Source organism: Streptomyces sp. P9-2, from assembly GCF_051903975.1.
GTDB lineage: Bacteria > Actinomycetota > Actinomycetes > Streptomycetales > Streptomycetaceae > Streptomyces > Streptomyces cellulosae.
This window is the reverse complement of the sequence record NZ_CP192633.1, coordinates 1097043-1120232: the sequence shown is the minus strand read 5'-3', so window position 1 is coordinate 1120232 and position 23190 is coordinate 1097043. Positions and strand designations below refer to the sequence as shown.

Annotated in this window: 22 protein-coding genes; 16 read left to right on the top strand and 6 right to left on the bottom strand. The window is 73.0% G+C overall.

Annotated features, from left to right (window positions below; translation table 11 throughout):
* Window positions 1–255 precede the first annotated feature (255 nt).
* Window positions 256–1569 (top strand): hypothetical protein, encoded by a 1314-nt coding sequence (locus ACQY0Z_RS05260; protein ID WP_439811897.1) that lies wholly within the window; start codon window positions 256–258, stop codon window positions 1567–1569.
* A gap of 64 nt (window positions 1570–1633) precedes the next feature.
* Here the strand turns inward: ACQY0Z_RS05260 and ACQY0Z_RS05255 are convergent, their stop codons facing one another.
* Both ACQY0Z_RS05255 and ACQY0Z_RS05250 read right to left on the bottom strand, forming a co-directional pair.
* Window positions 1634–2968, bottom strand: a complete 1335-nt coding sequence (locus tag ACQY0Z_RS05255; protein ID WP_439811896.1) for a PH domain-containing protein — start codon at window positions 2966–2968, stop codon at window positions 1634–1636.
* Window positions 2965–3525, bottom strand: coding sequence for a PH domain-containing protein (locus ACQY0Z_RS05250; RefSeq protein ID WP_254587740.1), 561 nt, complete (start codon window positions 3523–3525; stop codon window positions 2965–2967). The genes ACQY0Z_RS05255 and ACQY0Z_RS05250 overlap by 4 nt, the downstream gene beginning before the upstream one ends.
* Window positions 3526–3556: 31 nt before the next feature.
* Here ACQY0Z_RS05250 and ACQY0Z_RS05245 point away from each other — a divergent pair, with 31 nt between their 5' ends.
* Window positions 3557–4708, top strand: coding sequence for an NADH-quinone oxidoreductase subunit D (locus tag ACQY0Z_RS05245; protein WP_381730728.1), 1152 nt, complete (start codon window positions 3557–3559; stop codon window positions 4706–4708).
* Between the two features lie 3 nt (window positions 4709–4711).
* Here the strand turns inward: ACQY0Z_RS05245 and ACQY0Z_RS05240 are convergent, their stop codons facing one another.
* Window positions 4712–5731 (bottom strand): SAM-dependent methyltransferase, encoded by a 1020-nt coding sequence (locus ACQY0Z_RS05240; RefSeq protein ID WP_439813347.1) that lies wholly within the window; start codon window positions 5729–5731, stop codon window positions 4712–4714.
* 150 nt (window positions 5732–5881) lie between these two features.
* Between ACQY0Z_RS05240 and ACQY0Z_RS05235 the strand changes: the two genes are divergently transcribed.
* The 3 genes from ACQY0Z_RS05235 (at window position 5882) to ACQY0Z_RS05225 (ending at window position 8480) form a co-directional block, all read left to right on the top strand.
* Window positions 5882–7084, top strand: a complete 1203-nt coding sequence (locus ACQY0Z_RS05235; RefSeq protein ID WP_189897428.1) for a sensor histidine kinase — start codon at window positions 5882–5884, stop codon at window positions 7082–7084.
* A 77-nt stretch (window positions 7085–7161) separates the two neighbouring features.
* Complete coding sequence (locus ACQY0Z_RS05230; RefSeq protein WP_189897426.1) at window positions 7162–7833, top strand: response regulator transcription factor; 672 nt, start codon at window positions 7162–7164, stop codon at window positions 7831–7833.
* A gap of 32 nt (window positions 7834–7865) precedes the next feature.
* On the top strand, window positions 7866–8480 hold the full coding sequence (locus ACQY0Z_RS05225; RefSeq protein WP_189897425.1) for an AAA family ATPase: 615 nt from the start codon (window positions 7866–7868) through the stop codon (window positions 8478–8480).
* Between the two features lie 33 nt (window positions 8481–8513).
* Here ACQY0Z_RS05225 and ACQY0Z_RS05220 read toward each other — a convergent pair whose 3' ends face one another.
* Complete coding sequence (locus tag ACQY0Z_RS05220; RefSeq protein ID WP_254587742.1) at window positions 8514–9620, bottom strand: DUF5937 family protein; 1107 nt, start codon at window positions 9618–9620, stop codon at window positions 8514–8516.
* A gap of 77 nt (window positions 9621–9697) precedes the next feature.
* The gene (locus ACQY0Z_RS05215; protein WP_254587743.1) at window positions 9698–10879 is read right to left on the bottom strand and encodes a threonine aldolase family protein; all 1182 of its coding nucleotides are present in this window, start codon (window positions 10877–10879) and stop codon (window positions 9698–9700) included.
* Window positions 10880–11072: 193 nt separating this feature from the next.
* Here ACQY0Z_RS05215 and ACQY0Z_RS05210 point away from each other — a divergent pair, with 193 nt between their 5' ends.
* From ACQY0Z_RS05210 to ACQY0Z_RS05165, 10 genes are all read left to right on the top strand, one after another.
* Complete coding sequence (locus ACQY0Z_RS05210) at window positions 11073–12014, top strand: DUF2520 domain-containing protein (protein ID WP_189897421.1); 942 nt, start codon at window positions 11073–11075, stop codon at window positions 12012–12014.
* Between the two features lie 73 nt (window positions 12015–12087).
* Entirely contained in the window at window positions 12088–13086 is a 999-nt protein-coding gene (gene panC, locus ACQY0Z_RS05205) for a pantoate--beta-alanine ligase (RefSeq protein WP_189897419.1), read from the top strand.
* Window positions 13083–14786 carry an L-aspartate oxidase gene (locus ACQY0Z_RS05200; protein WP_381730727.1) on the top strand — a complete coding sequence of 568 codons (1704 nt, stop codon included), beginning with the start codon at window positions 13083–13085 and terminating at the stop codon, window positions 14784–14786. The genes panC and ACQY0Z_RS05200 overlap by 4 nt, the downstream gene beginning before the upstream one ends.
* Before the next feature lie 5 nt (window positions 14787–14791).
* The gene (nadC, locus tag ACQY0Z_RS05195) at window positions 14792–15769 is read left to right on the top strand and encodes a carboxylating nicotinate-nucleotide diphosphorylase (RefSeq protein ID WP_189897416.1); all 978 of its coding nucleotides are present in this window, start codon (window positions 14792–14794) and stop codon (window positions 15767–15769) included.
* A gap of 8 nt (window positions 15770–15777) precedes the next feature.
* Window positions 15778–16575: a type III pantothenate kinase gene (locus tag ACQY0Z_RS05190; protein WP_019526711.1), complete on the top strand. Its 798-nt coding sequence runs from the start codon at window positions 15778–15780 to the stop codon at window positions 16573–16575.
* A gap of 425 nt (window positions 16576–17000) precedes the next feature.
* Window positions 17001–17609 (top strand): hypothetical protein, encoded by a 609-nt coding sequence (locus tag ACQY0Z_RS05185; protein WP_439811895.1) that lies wholly within the window; start codon window positions 17001–17003, stop codon window positions 17607–17609.
* Between the two features lie 26 nt (window positions 17610–17635).
* On the top strand, window positions 17636–17809 hold the full coding sequence (locus ACQY0Z_RS05180) for a hypothetical protein (protein WP_189897413.1): 174 nt from the start codon (window positions 17636–17638) through the stop codon (window positions 17807–17809).
* Between the two features lie 125 nt (window positions 17810–17934).
* Entirely contained in the window at window positions 17935–18399 is a 465-nt protein-coding gene (locus ACQY0Z_RS05175) for a BlaI/MecI/CopY family transcriptional regulator (RefSeq protein WP_439811894.1), read from the top strand.
* 9 nt (window positions 18400–18408) lie between these two features.
* Window positions 18409–18942 (top strand): amino-acid N-acetyltransferase, encoded by a 534-nt coding sequence (locus tag ACQY0Z_RS05170; protein WP_026244105.1) that lies wholly within the window; start codon window positions 18409–18411, stop codon window positions 18940–18942.
* Window positions 18943–19162: 220 nt separating this feature from the next.
* Window positions 19163–19498 carry a histone-like nucleoid-structuring protein Lsr2 gene (locus tag ACQY0Z_RS05165; RefSeq protein WP_019526706.1) on the top strand — a complete coding sequence of 112 codons (336 nt, stop codon included), beginning with the start codon at window positions 19163–19165 and terminating at the stop codon, window positions 19496–19498.
* Here ACQY0Z_RS05165 and ACQY0Z_RS05160 read toward each other — a convergent pair.
* Window positions 19477–20199, bottom strand: coding sequence for an SCO3374 family protein (locus ACQY0Z_RS05160; protein WP_189897409.1), 723 nt, complete (start codon window positions 20197–20199; stop codon window positions 19477–19479). The genes ACQY0Z_RS05165 and ACQY0Z_RS05160 overlap by 22 nt on opposite strands.
* A 431-nt stretch (window positions 20200–20630) precedes the next feature.
* Here ACQY0Z_RS05160 and ACQY0Z_RS05155 point away from each other — a divergent pair, with 431 nt between their 5' ends.
* A complete protein-coding gene (locus ACQY0Z_RS05155) occupies window positions 20631–23156 on the top strand; it encodes an ATP-dependent Clp protease ATP-binding subunit (RefSeq protein ID WP_019526704.1) in 2526 nt (841 codons plus the stop codon).
* Window positions 23157–23190: the final 34 nt, after the last annotated feature.

The window sequence follows — 23190 nt, the reverse complement described above, 5'->3', positions numbered from 1 at the left end:
CGGGCGCGGCGGCGGCGCGGGGCGTACGGGGCGCGGGGGGCGGGCCGTACGGCGGGGGCCGACGAGGGTGCCAACCGGAATGCGCGGAGGGCGAGTTGTGCGCCGACAGGACCCCATAAAGGATCTTGACGAAAATTCAATGAACCGCTTTTCACGCGCGGCCCCGATCGCTGACGGCCTGTGAAACGTCGCAAGTGGCTTTCTTTTTGCGGGGCGGGGCACCACCATTCGCCTACGCGCGGTAAGTTTCTGGCCATGCCACGTGGACGTCACCGTCATTCCCCGCCGCTGCACAGGATGCTGCCCCCGTCGGCGATCGCAGGCGTCTCGGTCGTCTGCGCCCTGGGGCCCTGGGTGTTCACGCAACCGGTGGTGCTCCGCCTCCTGGCCGCGGCCGCCGCGGTCACGGCGATCGTGGGCGCCGTCGTGATGCGTCACTGGGACGCCCAGGCGGGCAAACGCGTCGCCGACCTCACGCGCGCGCGGGCGAGCGACGAGTGGCGTTTCGAGGAACGGGTCGCCGAACTCGAGTCGGACCTCGAGGAGTCGCGTGAGCTGCGCTTGAAGCTGGAGCAGCGGCTGCGCGCCAAGCGCGCGGAACTGGCGGGCCTGCGCAACGAGCACGCCGCGCTGCTGCGCCGGTACGCGGCGGCCGAGGCGGAGCGCGCGAACGTCCTCGAGGAGCGCCGGGTGCTGGAGATCGAGGCGGCCGTCCCGGCCCGCGCCCTGCCCGCGGGCTCGCCCGCGGCGCCGGAGCCCGAGCCCGAGCCGGAGCCCGTGGTCTCCGAGGCTGCGGCGGACGTGGAGCAGGCGGAGGACGCCGAATCCGGGGAGAAGCAGGACGAGAAGACCACCGGCGTCTTCTCTCCCGGGGGTTCGAAGCTGTACCTGAAGGCGGACGCGGCGCTGGCGCGGTTCGCGGCGGAGACCGGGACGGAGTCGGAGACCGAGCCGCAGGCCGAGTCGGACTCCGACGCCCCGGAGGAGCAGGCCGAGCAGCCCTCCGTGCCGGCCGCGCGCAAGGAGAGCGCCCCCGGAGCCGCGAAGGCAGGGGACGCTCCCGAGCCCATCGCCGTGAAGACCCCCAAGGGCGGCGGCACCCCCGAGGACGACGGGCCCGGGCCGACGAAGCGGCCCAAGCCCGACCCCGCGCAGGAGGACGAGGCCGGGGGGCAGCCCCGGGCGGCCGGCGACCATGAGCGCGCGGCCGCCCCCACCGCACCGGCCGCCTCCGCCGCCCCGGCGGTGCGGCAGCCCGCCGGGCACTTCACGGTGCCGACCGCGGTGGCGGTCGTCCCGCCGACGCAGCCCGCGCGGCGGCCGGTGCAGGACGACGGGTTCGACTTCTTCGGCACCAAGAACGCCCGGCGCGAGGCCCTGGACGCCGTGCAGAACGAGGACCTCGCCGACGTCGTCGGCCAGGAGGCGCTCGCGCTGCACAAGGCGGAGGCCGAGGCGCGGTACAAGCCGGCCGCCGAGGAGCCGCGCGCCGGCCAGGTCATCGACCTGACGGCCCACGACGAGACCGAGCACATCGACGTCCAGGGACTGCGCAGCGCGGTCTCCTGACCCACGTGGACACGACGAAGGGGCCCCGCCCGGGCGGGGCCCCTTTGCTGTGCGCGGACGCCGGTCAGGCCATCCAGCGGTCCGGCAGCGCGTCCCTGCGTCCCGTACGGGACCGTTCCGCCTGGGCGTGCAGCAGGGCGGCGGCCTCCCCGGCGGGGCGCAGCCGGGCGGTCACGGTGGCGTTGGCGCCGGTGTCCACATGGACGTCGGCGACCCCGTGCGCCCGCTGCCAGGGCCCCTGGGCGAGCCGTACGCTCTGGACCTTCGCGTGCGGCACCAGCGAGAGGCCGCGCCGCAGCAGACCGCGCCGGGAGGCGAACACCGCGTCCGTGACGGCGAGCCCGTGACCCCGCCACCACACCGGCACGCACCACCGCGCGCCGCGCGGCGGACGGGAGAACGCCTCCGGCGGGGGCACGGTCACCCCGGGCAGCACGCGCGCGACGACCGACTCGGCCATCGCGCGCGGGGCCACCGGCAGCAGCAGGGAGTTGGACGACCCGGCCACGTCCAGTTCGACGCGCACCCAGCCGCGCCGACGCCACAGCAGCGGCTCGACCAGCCGTACGGTCTGCACCCGGCCGGGCGGCACCGTCTCGTGCGCCCGGTCCAGCAGCCCGTGGTCGATGCGGAGGCCGTCGGGCGACTCGCCCAGCGTCCAGTCGTACTCGGCGACGAAGCGGCCCACGCTGCTCGCGCCCGCCGCGCCCAGCATGGGGATGCCGGCCGCGAGCACCGTCCACAGGCTGTGGGTGGCCGTCCACAGCAGCGGCAGGGCGACGGCGGCGACCAGCAGCCAGACCCAGGTCGCCGCGGTCAGCAGCAGTGAGACGGCCAGCACGCCCGGCGGCACCCGCAGCATCTGCCGGGAGGGCGCCTCGCCCACCTCGTGGGCGGTCTCCGGGGCGAAGCCCGCCGCCCGTGCCAGCAGTTCGGCGCGCAGCGCCCGCGCCTCGCCGGCCCCGAGGAAGGCCAGCTCGTCCTTCTTGTCGGCGCCTATGACGTCGAGTCTCAGCTTCGCCACGCCCGCGACCCGGGCCAGCAGCGGCTGCGTGACGTCGATGGCCTGGATGCGCTCGAGACGGATGTGCGCGGTGCGCCGGAACAGCAGCCCGGTGCGCACCCGCAGCTCGCTGTCGGTCACCGCGAAGTGGGTGAACCACCAGCTGAGGAAACCGTAGAGGGCGGCGGCGGGGATGAGCACGCCGAGCCCGGCGAGCAGCGTGGTCGTGGTCAGCCGGGTGAGCTGGCGCTGCGCGCCGTCCGGGTCGTGCACCGCCCAGCCCATCAGCACGGCCACCGGCGCCCACGCCCGCCGCAGCGGCGTGACGGGGTGCAGCCGCCGCTCGATCACGGGCGGCCGGCCGGTCACGTCCTCCTGGACGCCGGGGGCGCTCACAGCCCCGCCGACCGGGCCTCGCCCAGCTCGGTGAGCCGGTCGCGCAGCCGCTCCGCCTCGGCCGGGTCGAGGCCGGGGATGGTCGCGTCGGTGGCCGCGGCCGCGGTGTGCAGCTGCACGCTGGCCAGCCCGAAGTGCCGCTCGACGGGCCCGGAGGTGACCTCCACGAGCTGCATCCGCCCGTACGGCACGACCGTCTCCTCGTGCCACAGCACGCCCCGGCTGATCAGCAGGTCGTCGGCGCGCTCGGCGTACCGCCAGGAGCGCCAGTTGCGCTCCAGCATCACCCAGCCCCACAGCAGCAGGGCCAGCGGCAGCACCGCGAAGGCGCCCCAGGCGGGACCGACCAGCAGGCCAGGGACCAGCGCGGTGGCCAGGGTCAGCAGCCCCAGCCACACCACCAGCAGCAGCCGCCGCATCGTCAGCAGCCCGGGCGGCAGCGCACGCCACACCGGCTCCGCGCCGTCGTCCGGCGCCGGCACCACCGCCGGCGCCGGCGAGGGCGTCCCCTGCGCGTCGTCCGCTGTCCCCGTGTCGTGCGGGCTCCCCGTCTCCATGGGGCCAGCGTACGTAGGACAGACTGTGTGCATGACTCCTACGACGGAGACCATGGTCGGAATCGGCGGCGCGGCGGAGAGCACCGACATGGTGCTCAACATCGGCCCGCAGCACCCGTCCACGCACGGCGTGCTACGGCTGAAGCTCGTACTGGACGGCGAGCGGATCGTCCACGCGGAGCCCGTGATCGGCTACATGCACCGGGGCGCGGAGAAGCTGTTCGAGGCCCGTGACTACCGGCAGATCGTCATGCTGGCCAACCGGCACGACTGGCTGTCGGCGTTCTCCAACGAGCTGGGCGTGGTCCTCGCCGTGGAGCGGATGCTCGGCATGGAGGTCCCCGAGCGCGCGGTGTGGCTGCGCACGCTGCTCGCCGAGCTGAACCGGGTGCTCAACCACCTGATGTTCCTCGGTTCCTATCCGCTGGAGCTGGGCGGCATCACCCCGATCTTCTACGCCTTCACCGAGCGCGAGAAGCTCCAGCACGTCATGGAGGAGGTCTCCGGCGGGCGCATGCACTACATGTTCAACCGCGTCGGCGGCCTCAAGGAGGACCTCCCGGCCGGCTGGACGGGACGCGCGCGTGCCGCCGTCGCCGAGGTGCGCTCGCGGATGGACCGCTTCGACGACCTGGTGCTCGGCAACGAGATCTTCCGCGGCCGCACCCGGGGCGTGGGCGCGCTGTCGGCGGAGGCGGTGCACGCGTACGGGGTGAGCGGGCCGATCGGGCGCGCCTCCGGCGTCGACTTCGACCTGCGCCGCGACGAGCCATACCTGGCCTACGGCCAGCTGGGCGACGTCCTTAAGGTGGTCACCCGCGAGGAGGGCGACTGCCTCGCCCGCTTCGAGTGCCTGCTGGAGCAGACGCACAACTCCCTGGACCTCGCCGACGCCTGCCTCGACCGGCTGGCGGAGCTGCCGCCGGGCCCGGTCAACCAGCGGCTCCCGAAGGTGCTGAAGGCGCCCGAGGGGCACACGTACGCGTGGACCGAGAACCCGCTCGGCATCAACGGCTACTACCTGGTCAGCAAGGGCGAGAAGACGCCGTACCGGCTGAAGCTGCGGTCGGCGTCGTACAACAACATCCAGGTGCTCACCGAGCTGCTGCCGGGCACGCTGGTGGCGGACATGGTGGCGATCCTGGGGTCGATGTTCTTCGTCGTCGGCGACATCGACAAGTAGCGCTCAGCCGGTGAGGACGTCCCCGACGTCCACCGGCTGCACCAGCCAGCCGAAGTCGCCGAGGCCGCCCGGCGCGGTCAGCTCCGCGGCCTCCCCGGCGGCGGCGAGGGCGCGGACGTAGCCGGCGGGGTCGCTGCTCGCCCGCGTCAGGGGCGGACGCCCGCCCGTGACGCCCAGGGCGCGCAGGGCCTCCCGCTGGGTCAGCAGACGCGCGCCCGGCAGCGCGGGGGCGGCGGCGCACGCGTCCAGCGCGACGTGCGCCGTGAGGTCGCGGGAACCGTCCGGCACCGGCGCCGTCTCCCTGCCCTCCCGGAACGCGGTCAGCGTCCCGAACGGCGGGCGCGCTCCGGCGGTGTGCGCGTAGTCCACGGCGACGGCGGCGCCGCGCGCGACCGTGCCGACGGCGGACGCCCAGGCGTGGTCCCGGGGGAGTCCGATCTCCGCGCGCAGGCCCTCCTCGGGCGGCAGCGGCCACCACCGGCCCAGCCACTCCGCGTCGGCCCCGGCGACCGGCTCCCCGAGCCGCTCGGCGCCGTCCGCGCGCACCAGCACGTACCGGGGGGTGCCGGAGGCGTCCGTCCCGGCGACGTCCACCGGCACGTTGTCCAGCCACTCGTTGGCGAACAGCAGCCCCGTGATCCCCTCGGGCGGCTCGTCCCGCCACTCGATCCGGTCGTCCAGCTCCGGGGGGCGCGTGGCGAGCTCGACGGCGTACGGATGCACGCGGGACGACACGTCCGCGGGAAGCGCCCCCAGTACGCCGGTGACCAGTTCGCCCCGTCCGGCCGCCATGTCCACGAAGTCCAGCACGGGCGGCCGGCCCAGCGCCTCGTCGACCCGGCACAGCAGCCGCGCCACCGCACGGGCGTACAGCGGGGAGGCGTGCACGGACGTCCGGAAGTGGGCGGCCGGGCCCGCGCCGGGGCGGCGGTAGAGGCCGTCCGGGCCGTAGAGCGCCTCCTGGGCGGCCTCCCGCCAGCCGCGGAAACCGTCCTCCGCCGTCCCCGTCGTATCCGCCGTCACCGCTGTCCCGCGTCCGTCGTCGCCGTCCTCACCGGGCCAGGCTACGTGCGCCAACCGGACGGGCCTCCACCTTGCGGAGTACACGTCGCGGACGGGGATCGACCTACCGGTTGACCCCTGCACGCATTTTGCTTCCCTACGCTGGGTTACGTGCAGCGCCTCTATGACTTCCTCCGCAGGCACCCGACGTGGGTCGACGGCTTCTGGGCCGTGATCCTCTTCGGGATCTCGGTGCTCGGCGGAGCGACCGTGGAGGAGGGGCGCGGCACCGACCTGCCGGCCCTCACCGTGCCGGTGATGCTCCTGCTGTCCGTGGTGGTGGCGCTGCGCCGCAGGATGCCGGAGCGGATGCTGCTCCTCGCCCTGGTCGTGGGGTTCGGCCAGCTGATCCTCGACGTGCCCACGGGGCCCGCCGACTTCGCGCTGCTGGTGATCGTCTACACGGTCGCGGCCGTCGGCGCCCGCTGGGCCTCCCGCGTCGCGCTGACCGCCGGTCTGTGCGCCGCCCCGCTCGCGCAGCTCCGCTGGCCCAACCCGCAGGCGGGCACCGCCGAGAACGTCGCCCTGTCGGTCATCCTGGCCGTGCCGTTCGCCCTCGCCTGGGTGCTCGGCGACTCCATACGCACCCGCCGCGCCTACTTCGCGCAGCTGGAGGAGCGGGCCGCCCGGCTGGAGAAGGAGCGCGAGGCGCAGGCCAAGGTCGCGGTCGCCGCGGAACGCGCCCGTATAGCCCGCGAGCTGCACGACGTGGTCGCGCACAACGTGTCGGTCATGGTGGTGCAGGCCGACGGCGCCGCCTACGTCCTCGACGCGGCGCCCGACCAGGCCAGAAAGGCCCTGGAGACCATCTCCACCACCGGCCGCCAGGCCCTCGCCGAGATGCGCCGCCTGCTGGGCGTGCTGCGCACCGGCGAGCACCAGGAGGCGGGGGAGTACGTGCCGCAGCCGGGGCTCCAGCAGATCGAGGACCTCGTCGAGCAGTGCCGGGAGTCCGGACTGCCCGTGGACTTCAAGGTCGAGGGCACCTCGCGCGAACTGCCCCGGGGCGTCGAGCTGACCGCCTACCGCATCGTGCAGGAGGCGCTGACCAACACCCGCAAGCACGGCGGTCCCAACGCGGGCGCCAGCGTGCGCCTGGTCTACTTCGACGACGGGCTCGGCCTGCTGGTGGAGGACGACGGCAAGGGCGCTCCGCACGAGCTGTACGAGGAGGGCGGGTTCGACGGCCAGGGGCACGGACTGATCGGCATGCGCGAGCGGGTCGGCATGGTCGGCGGAACCCTGGACGCCGGGCCGCGGCCGGGCGGAGGATTCCGCATCAGCGCCCTGCTGCCGCTCAAACCGGCGCACTGACCACACGCCCTGTGCTGACACCTGTCACGCCCCCCGCTGCACCCGACGACCGAGACGACCGAACGGAAGAGGCCCCGATGACGATCCGCGTGATGCTCGTCGACGACCAGGTGCTGCTGCGTACCGGGTTCCGGATGGTGCTCGCCGCCCAGCCGGACATGGAGGTCGTCGCGGAGGCGGGCAACGGCGTCGAGGCCCTGGAGGTGCTGCGGACCACCGCCGTCGACGTGGTGCTCATGGACGTCCGCATGCCGAAGCTGGACGGCGTGGAGGCCACCCGCCGGATCTGTGCGGACACCGACCCGCCGAAGGTGCTCATCCTGACCACCTTCGACCTCGACGAGTACGCCTTCTCCGGGCTGAAGGCGGGCGCGTCCGGCTTCATGCTCAAGGACGTGCCGCCCGGTGAGCTGCTCACCGCGATCCGCGCCGTGCACAGCGGCGACGCCGTGGTGGCCCCCTCCACCACCCGCCGGCTCCTCGACCGGTTCGCGCCGATGCTGCCCAGCAGCGGCAAGCAGCCCGAGCACAAGGAGCTGGAGCGGCTCACCGAGCGCGAGCGCGAGGTCATGGTGCTGGTCGCGCAGGGCCTGTCCAACGGGGAGATCGCGGCCCGGCTGGTGCTGTCCGAGGCGACCGTGAAGACGCACGTCGGCCGCATCCTCACCAAGCTCGGTCTGCGCGACCGGGTGCAGGTGGTCGTCCTCGCCTACGAGACGGGTCTGGTGCGGGCCGGCGGACACGGCTGAACGGCGCCCCGGCCCCCGGTAGGGTGCCGCGCATGCTCCTGTGGATCAACGGCCCCTTCGGTGGCGGCAAGACACAGACCGCACACGAGATACGCCGCCGCCTGCCGGGCAGCGTCGTCTGTGACCCCGAGCAGCCCGGCTTCGGCCTCCACCGCATGCTGCCGCCCGAACTGCGCGGCGACTTCCAGGACTTGAAGGCCTGGCGGCAGGGCGTCGTGGAGATCCTCGACCTCACCCTGACCCGCCGCGAGGGCGTGGTGATCGCGCCGATGACCGTCACCGACCCCGGCTACTTCGCCGAGACGGTGGGGCGGCTGCGCGAACTGGGCCACGACGTACGGCACTTCACGCTGCTCGCCGAGCGGGAGACGGTGTTGCGGCGGCTGCGGGAGCGGGGGCTCGGGCATCTGGGTCGCGGCGGTCCGCGGCGGGAGAGCTGGGCGGTCGAGCGGCTCGACGCCTGCCTGGAGCGGCTCGCGGAGCCGGAGTTCGCCGAGCATCTGTGGACCGACCACTCCACCGTGCCGAAGACGGCCGACCGGATCGCCGTCCTCGCCGGCCTCACCCTGCGGCCCAACCACGAGGGCCGGCTGCGCACCCGGCTCCGCCAGGCGGCCGTCGGCGTACGGCACATCCGCCTCGGCTGACGCCTCCGTCCGGCAGGACACGCCTGAGGAGCGTCACCGCAGGATGCCCTCCAGGAAGTCGCTGCCGAGGCGGGCCACGACCGTCACGTCCAGCTGGTGCAGGACGTACCGGCCGCGGCGGCGGGTGGTGAGCAGGCCGGCCTTCTTCAGCACCGCCAGGTGCCGGGATATCTCCGGCGCTGTCATCCCGTGCACCTGCGCCAGCTCGCTGGTGGTGTACGCGCTGCGGGCGAGGTGGCGGCACATGCGCATCCGCACCGGGTGGGACAGCGCGGTCATCCGCAGCGCGAGCTGCTCGACCGTCGGCGGGGCGGCCAGCTCGGGGGAGCCCACCGGGTAGTGCAGCACGGGCTGCCAGCCGTGCCGGTGCAGCACCATCAGGTGCGGCCAGCCGAGGCTGGTGGGGATCAGCAGCAGCCCGCCGTCGCCGGTCGCGGTGCGGCCGTCACCCAGCTTGTCGACGGTGATCCGTCCCGCCGCCTCGTCCAGCGTCACGGCGGACGACACCGACGTCAGCGCCTCGCCCAGCCCCTTGTGCCGCAGCAGGTCCGTCTTGAGGCGGGCGTCCGCGGCGAGCTGGTGCCGCAGCCGGGACCATGCCTCCGCGAAGAACGCCTCGTCGCAGTCCTGGAGGAACTGCCGCAGCCACGCCCGGGTGCGCGGCGGGTCGGCCAGCAGCCGCTCGGTGAACAGCAGTTGGCGCGGGCCCCGCGCGGCGGCCAGCTCCAGCGAGCGGCGGCGCAGCCCCTCGTCGGAGAGCGGGCCGCGCCCCGGCACCTCGTAGGGGAGCGCGCAGGTGAACTCCAGGGCGCCGTCGACGAACTGCTCGTCCGACAGCTTGTCCAGCAGGTCCAGCTCCTCGGCGAGCGTGCCGCCGGGCAGCGCCGTACGGCCCGGAAGCCCGGCGCAGGCGAGGAACAGGTCGGAGAACGTCGTCCGCCACAGGAAGTCCGCCTCGCACATACGGTCCGCGAGATGCGGGTCGAGGCGTGCGGTCACCGCCGTCACCCAGGCCTGGAGGCCGGGGTGGTGGGCCGGCTCGGACAGCGCGTGCAGCGCCATGCCCAGCTCGGCCAGCGGAGAGATCACGACGGCGATCCGCTCCGGCCGCAGCCCGGTGATGTCGATGTGCACGCCCATGCCCATATGGTGCACCCGGCCACCGACACCGGGTCCCCGATTGACGGCCGCCGTCAATCGGGGACCCCGGGTGAGCGTCACCCGCCGGTCAGACGGCGGGCGAAGTCCGCGGCCGCCTCGCGGACGTCGTCGGCCGTCCACTCCAGGGCGGCGGCGCGGACGTAGACCTCGGTGAAGGTCAGCCCGGGCCCCTTCGGGTCCCAGTGGTTCGCGAACAGCATCCGGCCGGTCTCCTCGCCCGCCTTGATCGCGGTCTCCGCCACGAACTCCGTCTCGTACGGCAGCCACACCTGGAAGTCGTAGGTGTGCGGCACCTCGGGGTGCACCCGGAAGAAGGGCAGCCCCCCTGCTTCCAGGCCCTCGCGCAGGGCGGCGGCCACCACGCGCGCGTGGCGCACGTACTCCGGCAGCCGGGGCAGCTCCCGGTCGAGCCCGATCAACGCGGACAGCGCGGTCGGGAACTGCTGGAACACCGCGCCCCCGTAGCGGTGGCGCCAGGTCTTCGCCTCCTCGACCAGCGAGGCGGGTCCGGCGAGGGCGGCGCCGCCGAAGGCGTCGAGGGACTTGTAGAAGGACACGTAGACGCTGTCCGCGAGGCTCGCGATCTCCTCCAGCGGCTTCCCGAAATGCTCGGTGCACTCCCACAGCCGCGCCCCGTCGAAGTGGACCACCGCGTCGCGTTCCCGTGCGGCCTCCACCACCTCGGTCAGCTCGTCCCAGGTGGGCAGCACGAACCCGGCGTCACGAAGGGGCAGTTCCAGCATCAGCGCCCCGAAGGGCTCCGGGAAGTCCCGGACCTCCTCGGCGGTGGGCAGCCGCGGCTCGTTCGCGAAATGCACCGGGCGCAGACCGCTGACCTGGCTGAACGCGTGCCGCTCGTACACCTCGGGGTGGCCGAGCGGGTGCAGCGCGACCGCCGGGTCGCCGGTGCGGCCCGCCCAGCAGCGCAGGGCCACCTGCTGCGCCATCGTGCCGGTCGGGAAGAAGGCCGCGGCCTCGGTGCCGAGCAGCTCCGCGACCCGCCGCTCCAGGGCCTCCACGACCCCGTTGCCGTAGATGTCCGAGGTCTCGTCCAGGTCGTGGACGTCGCCGGCCGCCTCCAGCAGTGCGAGCCGCTCCCGGAGCGGGGCGAGGAAGCCGAGGCGCGCCAGCACGCGCGGGGCGTTGCGCCAGGCCGCGATGCGTCGTTCACGCTGGGTGGGCGCGGCGGCCTCCTCCGTCGTCGGTTCCGTGCCGTCGTGCTCCGCCGTGTCAGTCATGCCCGCGATCATGCCCCGGCCGCTCGGCGGGGTCACCCCCATTGCTCACGGGGGCGGGGGGCGGAGGCGGTCCCAGGTGCGCACAGAAACCCACAGCCTGTGGACAACCGGTGGCCGCCGGAACCGATCGCGTTAACATGACGAGAAATCGTCCGGTACCCCGAGCGGACTGGAACGGGAAGGCCGTCGTCGCGTGAACACAACCCCACAGCCCGATCCCCGGGACCGCCCAGCGCGGCTCACCGTCGGCGTCGTAGGCGCCGGACGCGTGGGTCCCGCCCTCGCCGCGTCCCTCCAACTGGCAGGGCACCGCCCGGTGGCCGTCTCCGCCGTCTCCGACGCCTCCCGCAGGCGCGCCGAGGAGATGCTGCCGGACGTGCCGGTGGTGCCGCCCGCCGAGGTGCTGGAGCGGTCCGAACTGGTGCTGCTGACCGTCCCCGACGACGCCCTGCCCGAGCTGGTCACCGGACTCGCCGAGACCGGCGCCGTGCGCCCCGGCCAGCTCCTCGTGCACACCTCCGGGCGGTACGGCGCGAAGGTCCTCGACCCCGCCCTGCGCGCGGGCGCGCTGCCCCTCGCGCTGCACCCGGCGATGACGTTCACCGGCACCCCCGTGGACGTGCAGCGGCTCGCCGGCTGCTCCTTCGGCGTCACCGCTCCCGAGGAGCTGCGACTGGCCGCCGAGGCGCTGGTCATCGAGATGGGCGGCGAGCCCGAGTGGATCGCCGAGGAGAACCGCCCGCTCTACCACGCGGCCCTCGCCCTGGGCGCCAACCACCTGGTCACCCTGGTGGCCCAGTCCCTGGAGCTGCTGCGCACCGCGGGCGTCGGCGCCCCCGACCGGATGCTCGGCCCGCTGCTCGGCGCCGCCCTCGACAACGCCCTGCGCTCCGGCGACGCGGCCCTCACAGGACCCGTCGCCCGCGGCGACGCCGGCACGGTCGCGGCGCACGTCGCCGAGCTGCGCGAGCACGCCCCCGGGACCGTCGCCGGGTACCTGGCCATGGCCCGCGCCACCGCCGACCGCGCCCTCGCCCACGGGCTGCTGAAGCCGGAGCTCGCCGAGCCCCTCCTCGGGGTGCTCGCGGGACCGGCCGACGGCGCCCCCGGAAGCTCCCCGGGGGAGGCCCCATGAGCGGTACCGCCCGCACCCCGCACGCCCACCCCACCCGTACGCCCCCGCGCGCGTCCCGGAACGGAGCCGCCCGATGACCGCCACCCTGCTGCGCACCGCCGCCGACCTGCACGCCCGCGCGCGTACCGGCCGCCGTGCCGTCGTGATGACCATGGGCGCGCTGCACGAGGGCCACGCCACGCTGATCCGCACCGCCCGGAAGATCGCCGGACCGGAGGGCGAGGTCGTCGTCACCGTCTTCGTCAACCCGCTGCAGTTCGGCGCGGGCGAGGACCTGGACCGCTACCCGCGCACCCTGGACGCCGACGTGGAGCTGGCCGGGAAGTCCGGCGCCGACGTCGTGTTCGCCCCGTCCGTCGACGAGGTCTACCCCGGCGGCGAACCCCAGGTGAGGATCAGCGCCGGACCCATGGGCGAGCGGCTGGAGGGCGCCGCCCGCCCCGGCCACTTCGACGGCATGCTCACCGTCGTGGCGAAGCTGCTGCACCTCACCCGCCCCGACGTCGCCCTCTACGGGCAGAAGGACGCCCAGCAGCTCGCCCTGATCCGGCGCATGGTGCGCGACCTGAACTTCGGGGTGGAGATCGTCGGCGTGCCCACTGTCCGCGAGGAGGACGGGCTCGCCCTGTCCAGCCGCAACCGCTACCTGTCGCCCGCCGAGCGGCGCACCGCGCTCGCCCTGTCGCAGGCGCTGTTCGCGGGAAGCGACCGGCACGCCGCGCAGGAGGCGCTGCGCGCCCGCGCCCGTGAGGTGCCCGCCTCGCGGGCCCGTGCCGAGGCGCTCAGCGCGATCGGCGAGTCCCGCGCCGCCGCCGACGCGCACGCGGTCGCGACCACCGCCGGCGGACCCGCCGCGGTCCGTGCCGCCGCCCGCCAGGTGCTGGACGAGGCCGCCCGCCTCGACCCGCCGCTCCAGCTGGACTACCTGGCGCTGGTCGACCCGTCCGACTTCACCGAGATCGGCGACGACTTCACCGGCGAGGCCGTCCTCGCGGTCGCCGCGCGCGTGGGCGCGACCCGGCTGATCGACAACATCCCCCTGACCTTCGGAACGTTCGGAGACGCCTCGTGACCACGACAGGCATACGGCTCCACGCCCCCGCCCCCGGGTGGTCCATCGACGCCGACGTGGTGGTCGTCGGCTCCGGCGTCGCCGGGCTCACCGCCGCCCTCCGCTGCGAGGCCGCGGGGCTGACCACCGTGGTGGTCACCAAGGCGCGCCTCGACGACGGCTCGACCCGCTGGGCGCAGGGCGGCATCGCCGCGGCCCTCGGCGAGGGCGACACCCCCGAGCAGCACCTCGACGACACCCTGGTCGCCGGCGCGGGCCTGTGCGACGAGGAGGCGGTGCGCATCCTGGTCACCGAGGGCCCCGACGCCGTACGGCGGCTCATCGCGACGGGGGCGCAGTTCGACGCGTCCACCGACGGCAACCTGGAACTCACCCGTGAGGGCGGCCACCACCGGCGCCGTATCGCCCACGCGGGCGGCGACGCCACCGGCGCGGAGATCTCCCGCGCCCTGGTCGAGGCGGTCCGCGCGCGGGGGCTGCGCACGATCGAGAACGCGCTCGTGCTCGACCTGCTCACCGACGCCGAGGGCCGCACCGCCGGCGTCACCCTGCACGTGATGGGCGAGGGCCAGCACGACGGGGTGGGCGCGGTGCACGCGCCGGCCGTGGTGCTCGCCACCGGCGGCATGGGCCAGGTGTTCTCCGCGACCACCAACCCGGCCGTCTCCACCGGCGACGGCGTCGCCCTCGCGCTGCGCGCGGGCGCCGAGGTGAGCGACCTGGAGTTCGTGCAGTTCCACCCCACGGTGCTGTTCCTCGGCCCGGACGCGGAGGGCCAGCAGCCGCTGGTCTCCGAGGCGGTCCGCGGCGAGGGCGCCCACCTGGTGGACGGCGACGGCGTGCGCTTCATGCTGGGGCAGCACGAGCTGGCCGAGCTGGCGCCCCGGGACATCGTCGCCAAGGGCATCGTGCGCCGCATGCTCGACAACGACGCCGAGCACATGTACCTCGACGCCCGCCACTTCGGCGCCGAGATGTGGGAGCAGCGGTTCCCGACGATCCTGGCCGCCTGCCGCGCCCACGGCATCGACCCGGTCACACAGCCCGTGCCGGTCGCCCCGGCCGCCCACTACGCCTCCGGCGGCGTCCGCACCGACTCTCACGGCCGCACCACGGTGCCCGGCCTGTACGCGTGCGGGGAGGTCGCCTGCACCGGCGTGCACGGCGCCAACCGGCTCGCGTCCAACTCGCTCCTCGAAGGCCTCGTCTACGCCGAGCGCATCGCCGCCGACATCGCCTCCACCGGCCTCCACGCGCGCGTGCCGCAGCCGCTGCCCACGGCGGAGCGCCCCGCACACCCGCTCCTCCCGCCCGAGGCGCGCTTCGCCATCCAGCGGATCATGACCCGCGGCGCGGGCGTCCTGCGCTCCGAGGCGTCCCTCGCCGAGGCCGCCGACCGCCTGCACCGACTGCACGCCGACGCGCGTGACGCCCTCGACGAGAACGGCAAGACCGCCGAGCCGGGCGTCGACACCTGGGAGGCCACCAACCTCCTGTGTGTCGCCCGCGTGCTCGTGGAAGCGGCACGCCGGCGCGAGGAGACCCGCGGCTGCCACTGGCGCGAGGACCGTCCCGAGCGCGACGACACGGCATGGCGCCGCCACATCGTCGTACGGCTGAATCCCGACCGATCGCTGGCGGTGCGCACCACCGACACCACAGACTTCCCCCCGACCCTCCCCCAGGCCCAGGAGCAGTGACAGCAGTGACCACCCCCGACCTTCCCCTCGTCTCCTCCGGCGGCTGTGGCGACGGCTGTGCCTGCGGCGCCGGCGAGGAGGACGCCTATCTGGAGTGCGGGCTCGACCCCGCGCTCGCCGAGCTCCTTTCCGACGCGGGGCTCGACCCCGTCGAGGTCGAGGACATCGCCAACGTGGCCCTCCAGGAGGACCTGGCGCACGGCGAGGACGTGACCACGGTCGCGACCATCCCCGAGGACGCCGTCGCCACCGCCGACTTCACCGCCCGCGAGGCGGGCACGGTGGCAGGACTCCGCGTCGCCGAGGCGGTCATGTCGATCGTCTGCACCGAGGAGTTCGAGGTCGAGCGGCACGTGGAGGACGGCGACCGCGTGGAGGCCGGCCAGGTGCTCCTGTCGGTCACCACCCGCACCCGCGACATCCTCACCGCCGAGCGCAGCGCGCTGAACCTGCTGTGCCGGCTCTCCGGCATCGCGACCGCCACGCGCGCGTGGGCGGACGCTCTGGAGGGCACCAAGGCGAAGGTGCGCGACACCCGCAAGACCACGCCGGGGCTGCGCAGCCTGGAGAAGTTCGCCGTGCGCTGCGGCGGCGGCGTCAACCACCGCATGTCCCTGTCGGACGCGGCGCTGGTCAAGGACAACCACGTGGTGGCCGCGGGCGGCGTCGCGCAGGCCTTCAAGGCCGTCCGCGAGCGCTTCCCCGACGTGCCCATCGAGGTCGAGGTCGACACCCTGCACCAGCTCCGCGAGGTGCTGGACGCGGGCGCCGACCTGATCCTGCTGGACAACTTCACGCCCGTCGAGTGCGAGGAGGCCGTGGCCCTCGTCGACGGCCGCGCGGCGCTGGAGGCCTCTGGCCGCCTCACCCTCGCCAACGCGAAGGCGTACGCCGACACGGGCGTCGACTACCTCGCCGTGGGCGCCCTCACCCACTCCTCGCCGATCCTCGACATCGGCCTCGACCTGCGCGCCGCAGAGTAGGACCGGCCATGCTGCTGACCATCGACGTGGGCAACACGCACACCGTTCTCGGCCTGTTCGACGGCGAGGAGATCGTCGAGCACTGGCGCATCTCCACGGACGCGCGGCGCACGGCGGACGAGCTGGCCGTGCTCCTCCAGGGCCTGATGGGCATGCACCCGCTGCTGGGCGAGGAGCTGGGCGACGGCATCGACGGCATCGCCATCTGCGCGACCGTCCCGTCCGTGCTGCACGAACTGCGCGAGGTCACCCGCCGCTACTACGGCGACGTGCCCGCGGTCCTCGTGGAGCCGGGCGTGAAGACGGGCGTGCCGATCCAGTTCGACAACCCCAAGGAGGTCGGCGCCGACCGCATCATCAACGCGGTCGCCGCCAACGAGCTGTACGGCGGGCCGGCGATCGTCGTCGACTTCGGCACGGCGACCACGTTCGACGCGGTCTCCGCGCGCGGGGAGTACGTCGGCGGGGTCATCGCGCCCGGCATCGAGATCTCGGTGGAGGCGCTGGGCGTCAAGGCGGCCCAGCTCCGCAAGATCGAGGTGGCCCGCCCGCGGACGGTGATCGGCAAGAACACGGTCGCGGCGATGCAGTCGGGCATCGTCTACGGGTTCGCCGGGCAGGTCGACGGCGTGGTCAACCGCATGGCGCGGGAACTGGCCGACGACCCGGACGACGTCACGGTCATCGCCACGGGCGGGCTGGCGCCGATGGTTCTGGGGGAGGCGACGGTGATCGACGAACACGAGCCGTGGCTGACGCTGATCGGGCTCCGCCTGGTGTACGAACGAAACGTGTCGCGCATGTAGCGGGCGCCGATCCGGCGCCCGCGCCCGCCCAAGCTGTGGGCCGGCCGCCCGCCCCAGCCGCGAGCAGTCGTGCCTCCCCAGTGGGTGGCTGGTCGCGCAGTTCCCCGCGCCCCTGAAGGGCGCTGCAGCCGAGGCCGCCGACACGGCCCCCCGCTGCCGCAGGCAGGTACGCCGCCGCTGCGGGCAGTCGTGTCTCCCCACTGCCTCAAGGGCCTGGGAGGTGCCCTCAGGGCGGCACGGGCGGGCGCGGCGGCACCTTTGCGACGCCGGGTGCGGGTCGTGGGTGGCTGGTCGCGCAGTTCCCCGCGCCCCTCGGGGGTGTTTCCGCCCCGTCCGCCGGAAGGGCCCCGCCCACCCGAGTGGTGGACGCGCCACGCTGGTGATCTTTGGGCGGATTTGTCTGATTAGCGCGTATCGTCGCCCGCATGCCCACGCCCTACGGATCCCGCGGCGGCCTGGCGTTCGGTGCGGAGGAGCTGCGCGTGCTCCGCCGTGCCCTCGCCCTCGCCCTGCACCCCAGCCCGGCCACGGCCGACGACGTCCAGGACTGCCTGCGCCTCGCCGCGTCCCTCGACGAGGCGACGCGAGAGAGCGCCCGGCTGCGCGCCTTTCTGGTGGCCGACCTCGGCCGCTACCGCGCCGCCCTCCCCGGAACCGCCGCCGGCTATCTCGCGCTCCTGGAGGAGGCGCTGGGCGCCGGATACCGGCCCCAGCCGGACGATCTGGCAGCCCTGCGCGCCCTGCGCGGCAACCCCACCGCCGCCGCCCTGCTGCAGCACTGCGAGCGCGTCCGCCTGACCGCCCTGCCCGGGGGTCTGTCCTCCGTGGGCCAGGGTGAGGAGCAGGAGCGCAAGGAGCCGGAGAAGAAACCCGAGGAGCGGCCCTCGACGCCCCACCCGGCGCCGAACCCGAGCCCCGAGCCGGCCCCGGGCACCCCCCGCCCGACCCGGCGGCCCGTGCCCACGCCCGGCGAGGTCTTCCCCCGGCGCAAACCCGCCACGCCGCCGCCGGACCAGCACCTGGCCGCCGGCTGACCCGCCCCCCTGGCTACCCTGGACGCATGGACTACGTCTCCGCGCTCCTGCCCCCGGTCGTCATGGCCGTCTTCTTCATCGGCGTGATCCGCGTCATCGTGAAGACGCAGGGCGGCGCCAACAAGACCAAGGAGGACGCCGCCGTCGACGCGGCCCTCGCCCGGGCGGACGGCGCGCCCGCCGGCAAGAACGACGCCTGACCGGGACCACCCCGGCCCCTCAGGGGCGTACGACGCACCGTCGTACGCCCCTTTTGTCATGGTTCACCGGGTATCACGCACGTCCGGCACGCCATTGCAGGGATCTCCCACTATTGTTCTGAGTTGTGCCTCGCCCATTGGGAGAACTCGAAGACGCGGTCATGACGCGGGTCTGGAAGTGGAACCGCCCGGTGACCGTTCGGGAAGTCCTGGAAGATCTTCGGAAGGAACGGTCCATCGCGTACACCACGGTGATGACCGTTTTGGACAATCTCCATCAGAAGGGCTGGGTGCGTCGCGAGTCCGAAGGACGTGCCTATCGATATGAGGCCGTCTCCACTCGCGCCGCGTACGCCGCCGCCCTCATGAACGAGGCGTGGTCGCAGAGCGACAACGCCGCCGCGGCTCTCGTCGCCTTCTTCGGCATGATGAGCGAGGAACAGCGGCAGGCTCTCCAGGACGCCATGCGGATCGTCCAGCTCCCGCAAAGCCCCGAACCCGGCGCCGGCAACACCGGCACTCCCGGTGAGAAGCCCGGTGAGAACCCCGACGAGAACCCCGCCTCTCGCGACGAGCCCGGCGGGCGATAGCGTCCGTCCATGTCAGCAGACAGCCCCGAAGTCACCGCAAATGCCCTCACCGTGCGGCGGGCCCGCACCAGCGATGTGCCGGCCGTGCGCCGCCTCCTCGACGTCTACGTCCGCGAGGGCATCCTGCTCGACAAAGCCACGGTGACGCTTTACGAGGACATCCAGGAGTTCTGGGTCGCGGAACGCGACGACAACGCGGAGGTCGTCGGCTGCGGCGCCCTGCACGTGATGTGGGAAGACCTCGCGGAAGTGCGCACTCTCGCCGTGAAGCCGGGCCTGAAGGGCGCGGGCGTGGGCCACCGACTGCTGGAGAAGTTGCTGCAGACGGCCCGCTGGCTCGGTGTTCGGCGTGTTTTCTGTCTGACCTTCGAAGTGGACTTCTTCGGCAAGCACGGCTTCGTGGAGATCGGTGAGACGCCCGTCGACCGCGATGTGTACGCGGAGTTGCTGCGCTCCTATGACGAGGGTGTCGCGGAGTTCCTGGGTCTCGAACGCGTGAAACCGAACACCTTGGGCAACAGCCGGATGCTTCTGCATCTGTGATCTGTGATCTGTGTCAGGGCCCCTATGCCGGGTGCCCTATGTCCGAAACGCGCATGTTTCCGGGGTGTGCGCGGGCCCCTGTCCTCTGCCGGGGGTTTGTGTTTTTACGGCAAAAGCGGTTTGCTTTCCGAGGTACTGCAGTACCGCATATAACAAGGGGCGGCGATACGGCGGACGCCGGCTCACCCCGGCCCTCAAGTTATCGATGAAAGGAAATCCGGTGGCACAGAAGGTTCAGGTCCTTCTTGTCGACGACCTCGACGGCGGCGAGGCGGACGAGACCGTGACGTTCGCGTTGGACGGCAAGACCTACGAGATCGATCTCACCACCGCCAACGCGGAGAAGCTCCGCAGCCTTCTCGAGCCTTACGTGAAGGGCGGTCGTCGTACCGGGGGCCGTGCTTCGGGCGGGCGCGGAAAGGCGCGTTCCTCCTCGGGCGGCAGCCAGGACACCGCGGCCATCCGCGCCTGGGCCAAGGAGAACGGTTACGAGGTGAACGACCGCGGCCGCGTCCCCGCGTCCATCCGTGAGGCCTACGAGAAGGCCAACGGCTGACCCACGCCGTGCACGGCGGCGCCCGCACCGGAGCGCCGCAGGCGTACGCGGTGGATCTGCGTCGCCACGGTGTTGACCAGACGCACGAGGTCCGGGGGGCCGTCACCGACCCCTCGCGAACTCCTCGTGCCCATCGCCGACAGCGTCGGCAGCGAGGCCTCCGCCTCGCGACCCGGTACGGGGGGCCGCAGCCATACGGCGGCCCCCTGCGGACTGTCCGGGCGTCCCGCGCCGGGACGCCCCGCGGCCGGGTGTTCCCGCGGTACGTCCCGTCCGGCCCCGGCGGTCCACGTCCCGGTGGACCAGGGGTCGGGGGCGTCCATGAGGCGGCCCTCGCCGAGCGCCCGCAGGTCGAGGCCGAGACCGCCCCACTCCAGCCACTCCAGCAGGCCCGGCAGCTCGTCGGCGCCCCCCGCGGCGATCAGCAGCCGCATCCTGTCCTCCTGGACGGCGACCGGGAAGCCCTCCGCGGCCCCGCCCAGCCGCTCCAGCGCGGCGCGGCCCGCCTCCGCGGGCACGTCCAGGACGTCGAAGCGCACGCCCACCGCCAGCCGCGGCGGAACACCGGGCACCGTGGGCCAGCCCAGGACGTTCTCGTACCAGAGGCGCGTCCGGTCGCCGTGACGCCCCTCGCGCCCCTCGAAGGCCGGTGGGACCGGCCGGCGGGGCGACGGGAGGGCGGCGGAGCGGATACCGGCCATGCCCGGGGCAACGCACGACGACCCCTCGGGTTACGCTGGGTGTCTGTACGAATGCGCACGGTGTCGAACAAGGGGGCGCTCGGGGGTGAAGCGGGGCGCAAGGTTGTTCGCCCGTAGCGGAGGGAACCCGTGCACTCGGCATGGACGGTCAGTCGCAGCGGGTAAGACATCCCTAGTGGGAGGGGGCGACACGCAGGGCGGGACGGCTCCCGTTCGCCACGGGCGTACTGGCGAAGGGGGTAACTGCCTGGCCTGCGGGAACATCGTCTCGCACCATCGGGTTGGAGCAGATGTCGGCGTGAGCGGGGTCAGGAGGCCATCGACGGTGTCGGCAGTTGGAATGAGCGGTCCCCGCTTGCGGGACTAAGCTGCGGAAGGACAGGGAGGGGAAGTTCCCCCCACTGCCTGACCGCTCTGAGGAGCGATTAACGATGTTCGAGAGGTTCACCGACCGCGCGCGGCGGGTTGTCGTCCTGGCTCAGGAAGAAGCCCGGATGCTCAACCACAACTACATCGGCACCGAGCACATCCTCCTGGGCCTGATCCACGAGGGTGAGGGTGTCGCCGCCAAGGCCCTTGAGAGCCTCGGGATTTCGCTCGAGGCGGTCCGCCAGCAGGTGGAGGAGATCATCGGGCAGGGCCAGCAGGCCCCGTCGGGTCACATCCCCTTCACCCCCCGTGCCAAGAAGGTCCTGGAGCTGTCGCTCCGCGAGGCCCTTCAGCTGGGCCACAACTACATCGGCACGGAGCACATCCTGCTCGGCCTGATCCGTGAGGGCGAGGGCGTCGCGGCCCAGGTCCTGGTCAAGCTGGGCGCTGATCTGAACCGCGTGCGGCAGCAGGTGATCCAGCTGCTCTCCGGTTACCAGGGCAAGGAGACCGCCACCGCCGGCGGTCCTGCGGAGGGCACGCCTTCCACGTCCCTGGTCCTCGACCAGTTCGGCCGGAACCTCACCCAGGCCGCTCGTGAGTCCAAGCTCGACCCGGTCATCGGGCGCGAGAAGGAGATCGAGCGGGTCATGCAGGTGCTGTCCCGCCGTACCAAGAACAACCCGGTGCTGATCGGTGAGCCCGGCGTCGGCAAGACCGCCGTCGTCGAGGGCCTCGCCCAGGCGATCGTCAAGGGCGAGGTGCCCGAGACCCTCAAGGACAAGCACCTCTACACCCTGGACCTCGGCGCCCTGGTGGCCGGCTCCCGCTACCGCGGTGACTTCGAGGAGCGCCTGAAGAAGGTGCTCAAGGAGATCCGCACCCGCGGCGACATCATCCTGTTCATCGACGAGCTGCACACGCTGGTCGGTGCGGGCGCCGCCGAGGGCGCGATCGACGCGGCGAGCATCCTCAAGCCGATGCTGGCCCGCGGCGAGCTCCAGACCATCGGTGCGACCACGCTGGACGAGTACCGCAAGCACCTGGAGAAGGACGCGGCCCTCGAGCGCCGCTTCCAGCCCATCCAGGTCGCCGAGCCGTCCCTGCCGCACACGATCGAGATCCTCAAGGGTCTGCGCGACCGTTACGAGGCGCACCACCGCGTCTCCATCACGGACGAGGCGCTGGTCCAGGCCGCCACCCTGGCCGACCGGTACATCTCGGACCGCTTCCTGCCGGACAAGGCGATCGACCTGATCGACGAGGCCGGCTCGAGGATGCGCATCCGCCGGATGACCGCGCCGCCGGACCTGCGCGAGTTCGACGAGAAGATCGCCGGCGTCCGCCGCGACAAGGAGTCCGCGATCGACTCGCAGGACTTCGAGAAGGCAGCCTCGCTGCGCGACAAGGAGAAGCAGCTCCTCGCCGCCAAGGCGAAGCGGGAGAAGGAATGGAAGGCCGGCGACATGGACGTCGTCGCCGAGGTCGACGGCGAGCTGATCGCCGAGGTCCTCGCGACCGCCACCGGCATCCCGGTCTTCAAGCTGACCGAGGAGGAGTCCAGCCGCCTGCTCCGCATGGAGGAGGAGCTGCACAAGCGGGTCATCGGCCAGGACGACGCCGTCAAGGCGCTGTCCAAGGCGATCCGCCGTACGCGCGCCGGTCTGAAGGACCCGAAGCGTCCGGGTGGCTCGTTCATCTTCGCCGGTCCGTCCGGTGTCGGTAAGACCGAGCTGTCCAAGGCGCTCGCCGAGTTCCTCTTCGGTGACGAGGACGCGCTGATCTCCCTCGACATGTCGGAGTTCAGCGAGAAGCACACGGTGTCGCGTCTCTTCGGTTCGCCCCCCGGCTACGTGGGCTACGAGGAGGGCGGCCAGCTGACGGAGAAGGTGCGCCGCAAGCCGTTCTCGGTCGTCCTCTTCGACGAGGTCGAGAAGGCCCACCCGGACATCTTCAACTCGCTGCTGCAGATCCTGGAGGACGGTCGTCTGACCGACTCCCAGGGCCGGGTCGTGGACTTCAAGAACACGGTCATCATCATGACGACCAACCTCGGCACCCGGGACATCTCCAAGGGCTTCAACCTGGGCTTCGCCGCCGCGGGCGACACGAAGACCAACTACGAGCGCATGAAGAACAAGGTCTCGGACGAGCTCAAGCAGCACTTCCGGCCCGAGTTCCTCAACCGCGTCGACGACGTGGTGGTCTTCCCGCAGCTGACCCAGGGCGACATCCTGCGGATCGTCGACCTGATGATCGACAAGGTGGACGAGCGCCTGAAGGACCGGGACATGGGCATCGAGCTCTCCCAGTCCGCCAAGGAGCTGCTGTCCAAGAAGGGCTACGACCCCGTCCTGGGCGCCCGGCCGCTGCGCCGGACCATCCAGCGGGAGATCGAGGACTCGCTGTCGGAGAAGATCCTCTTCGGCGAGCTGCGTCCCGGTCACATCGTGGTCGTGGACACGGAGGGCGAGGGCGAGAACCAGACCTTCACCTTCCGCGGCGAGGAGAAGTCGGCCCTGCCCGACGTCCCGCCGATCGAGCAGGCGGCCGGCGGCGCCGGTCCGAACCTGAGCAAGGACGCGTAAGCGCCCAGCCTCACGGCCTGTGAAAGGGGCCGGC

Bases quoted from the DNA above. Each gene is read 5' to 3' on its own strand.
- ACQY0Z_RS05155 (WP_019526704.1), top strand. From the start codon at position 20,631: ATGTTCGAGAGGTTCACCGACCGCGCGCGGCGGGTTGTCGTCCTGGCT.
- ACQY0Z_RS05190 (WP_019526711.1), top strand. From the start codon at position 15,778: ATGCTGCTGACCATCGACGTGGGCAACACGCACACCGTTCTCGGCCTG.
- panC (WP_189897419.1), top strand. From the start codon at position 12,088: ATGACCGCCACCCTGCTGCGCACCGCCGCCGACCTGCACGCCCGCGCG.
- ACQY0Z_RS05260 (WP_439811897.1), top strand. From the start codon at position 256: ATGCCACGTGGACGTCACCGTCATTCCCCGCCGCTGCACAGGATGCTG.
- ACQY0Z_RS05215 (WP_254587743.1), bottom strand. From the start codon at position 10,879: ATGACTGACACGGCGGAGCACGACGGCACGGAACCGACGACGGAGGAG.
- ACQY0Z_RS05170 (WP_026244105.1), top strand. From the start codon at position 18,409: ATGTCAGCAGACAGCCCCGAAGTCACCGCAAATGCCCTCACCGTGCGG.
- ACQY0Z_RS05230 (WP_189897426.1), top strand. From the start codon at position 7,162: ATGACGATCCGCGTGATGCTCGTCGACGACCAGGTGCTGCTGCGTACC.
- ACQY0Z_RS05225 (WP_189897425.1), top strand. From the start codon at position 7,866: ATGCTCCTGTGGATCAACGGCCCCTTCGGTGGCGGCAAGACACAGACC.
- ACQY0Z_RS05185 (WP_439811895.1), top strand. From the start codon at position 17,001: ATGCCCACGCCCTACGGATCCCGCGGCGGCCTGGCGTTCGGTGCGGAG.
- ACQY0Z_RS05250 (WP_254587740.1), bottom strand. From the start codon at position 3,525: ATGGAGACGGGGAGCCCGCACGACACGGGGACAGCGGACGACGCGCAG.
- ACQY0Z_RS05245 (WP_381730728.1), top strand. From the start codon at position 3,557: ATGACTCCTACGACGGAGACCATGGTCGGAATCGGCGGCGCGGCGGAG.
- ACQY0Z_RS05160 (WP_189897409.1), bottom strand. From the start codon at position 20,199: ATGGCCGGTATCCGCTCCGCCGCCCTCCCGTCGCCCCGCCGGCCGGTC.
- ACQY0Z_RS05180 (WP_189897413.1), top strand. From the start codon at position 17,636: ATGGACTACGTCTCCGCGCTCCTGCCCCCGGTCGTCATGGCCGTCTTC.
- ACQY0Z_RS05220 (WP_254587742.1), bottom strand. From the start codon at position 9,620: ATGGGCGTGCACATCGACATCACCGGGCTGCGGCCGGAGCGGATCGCC.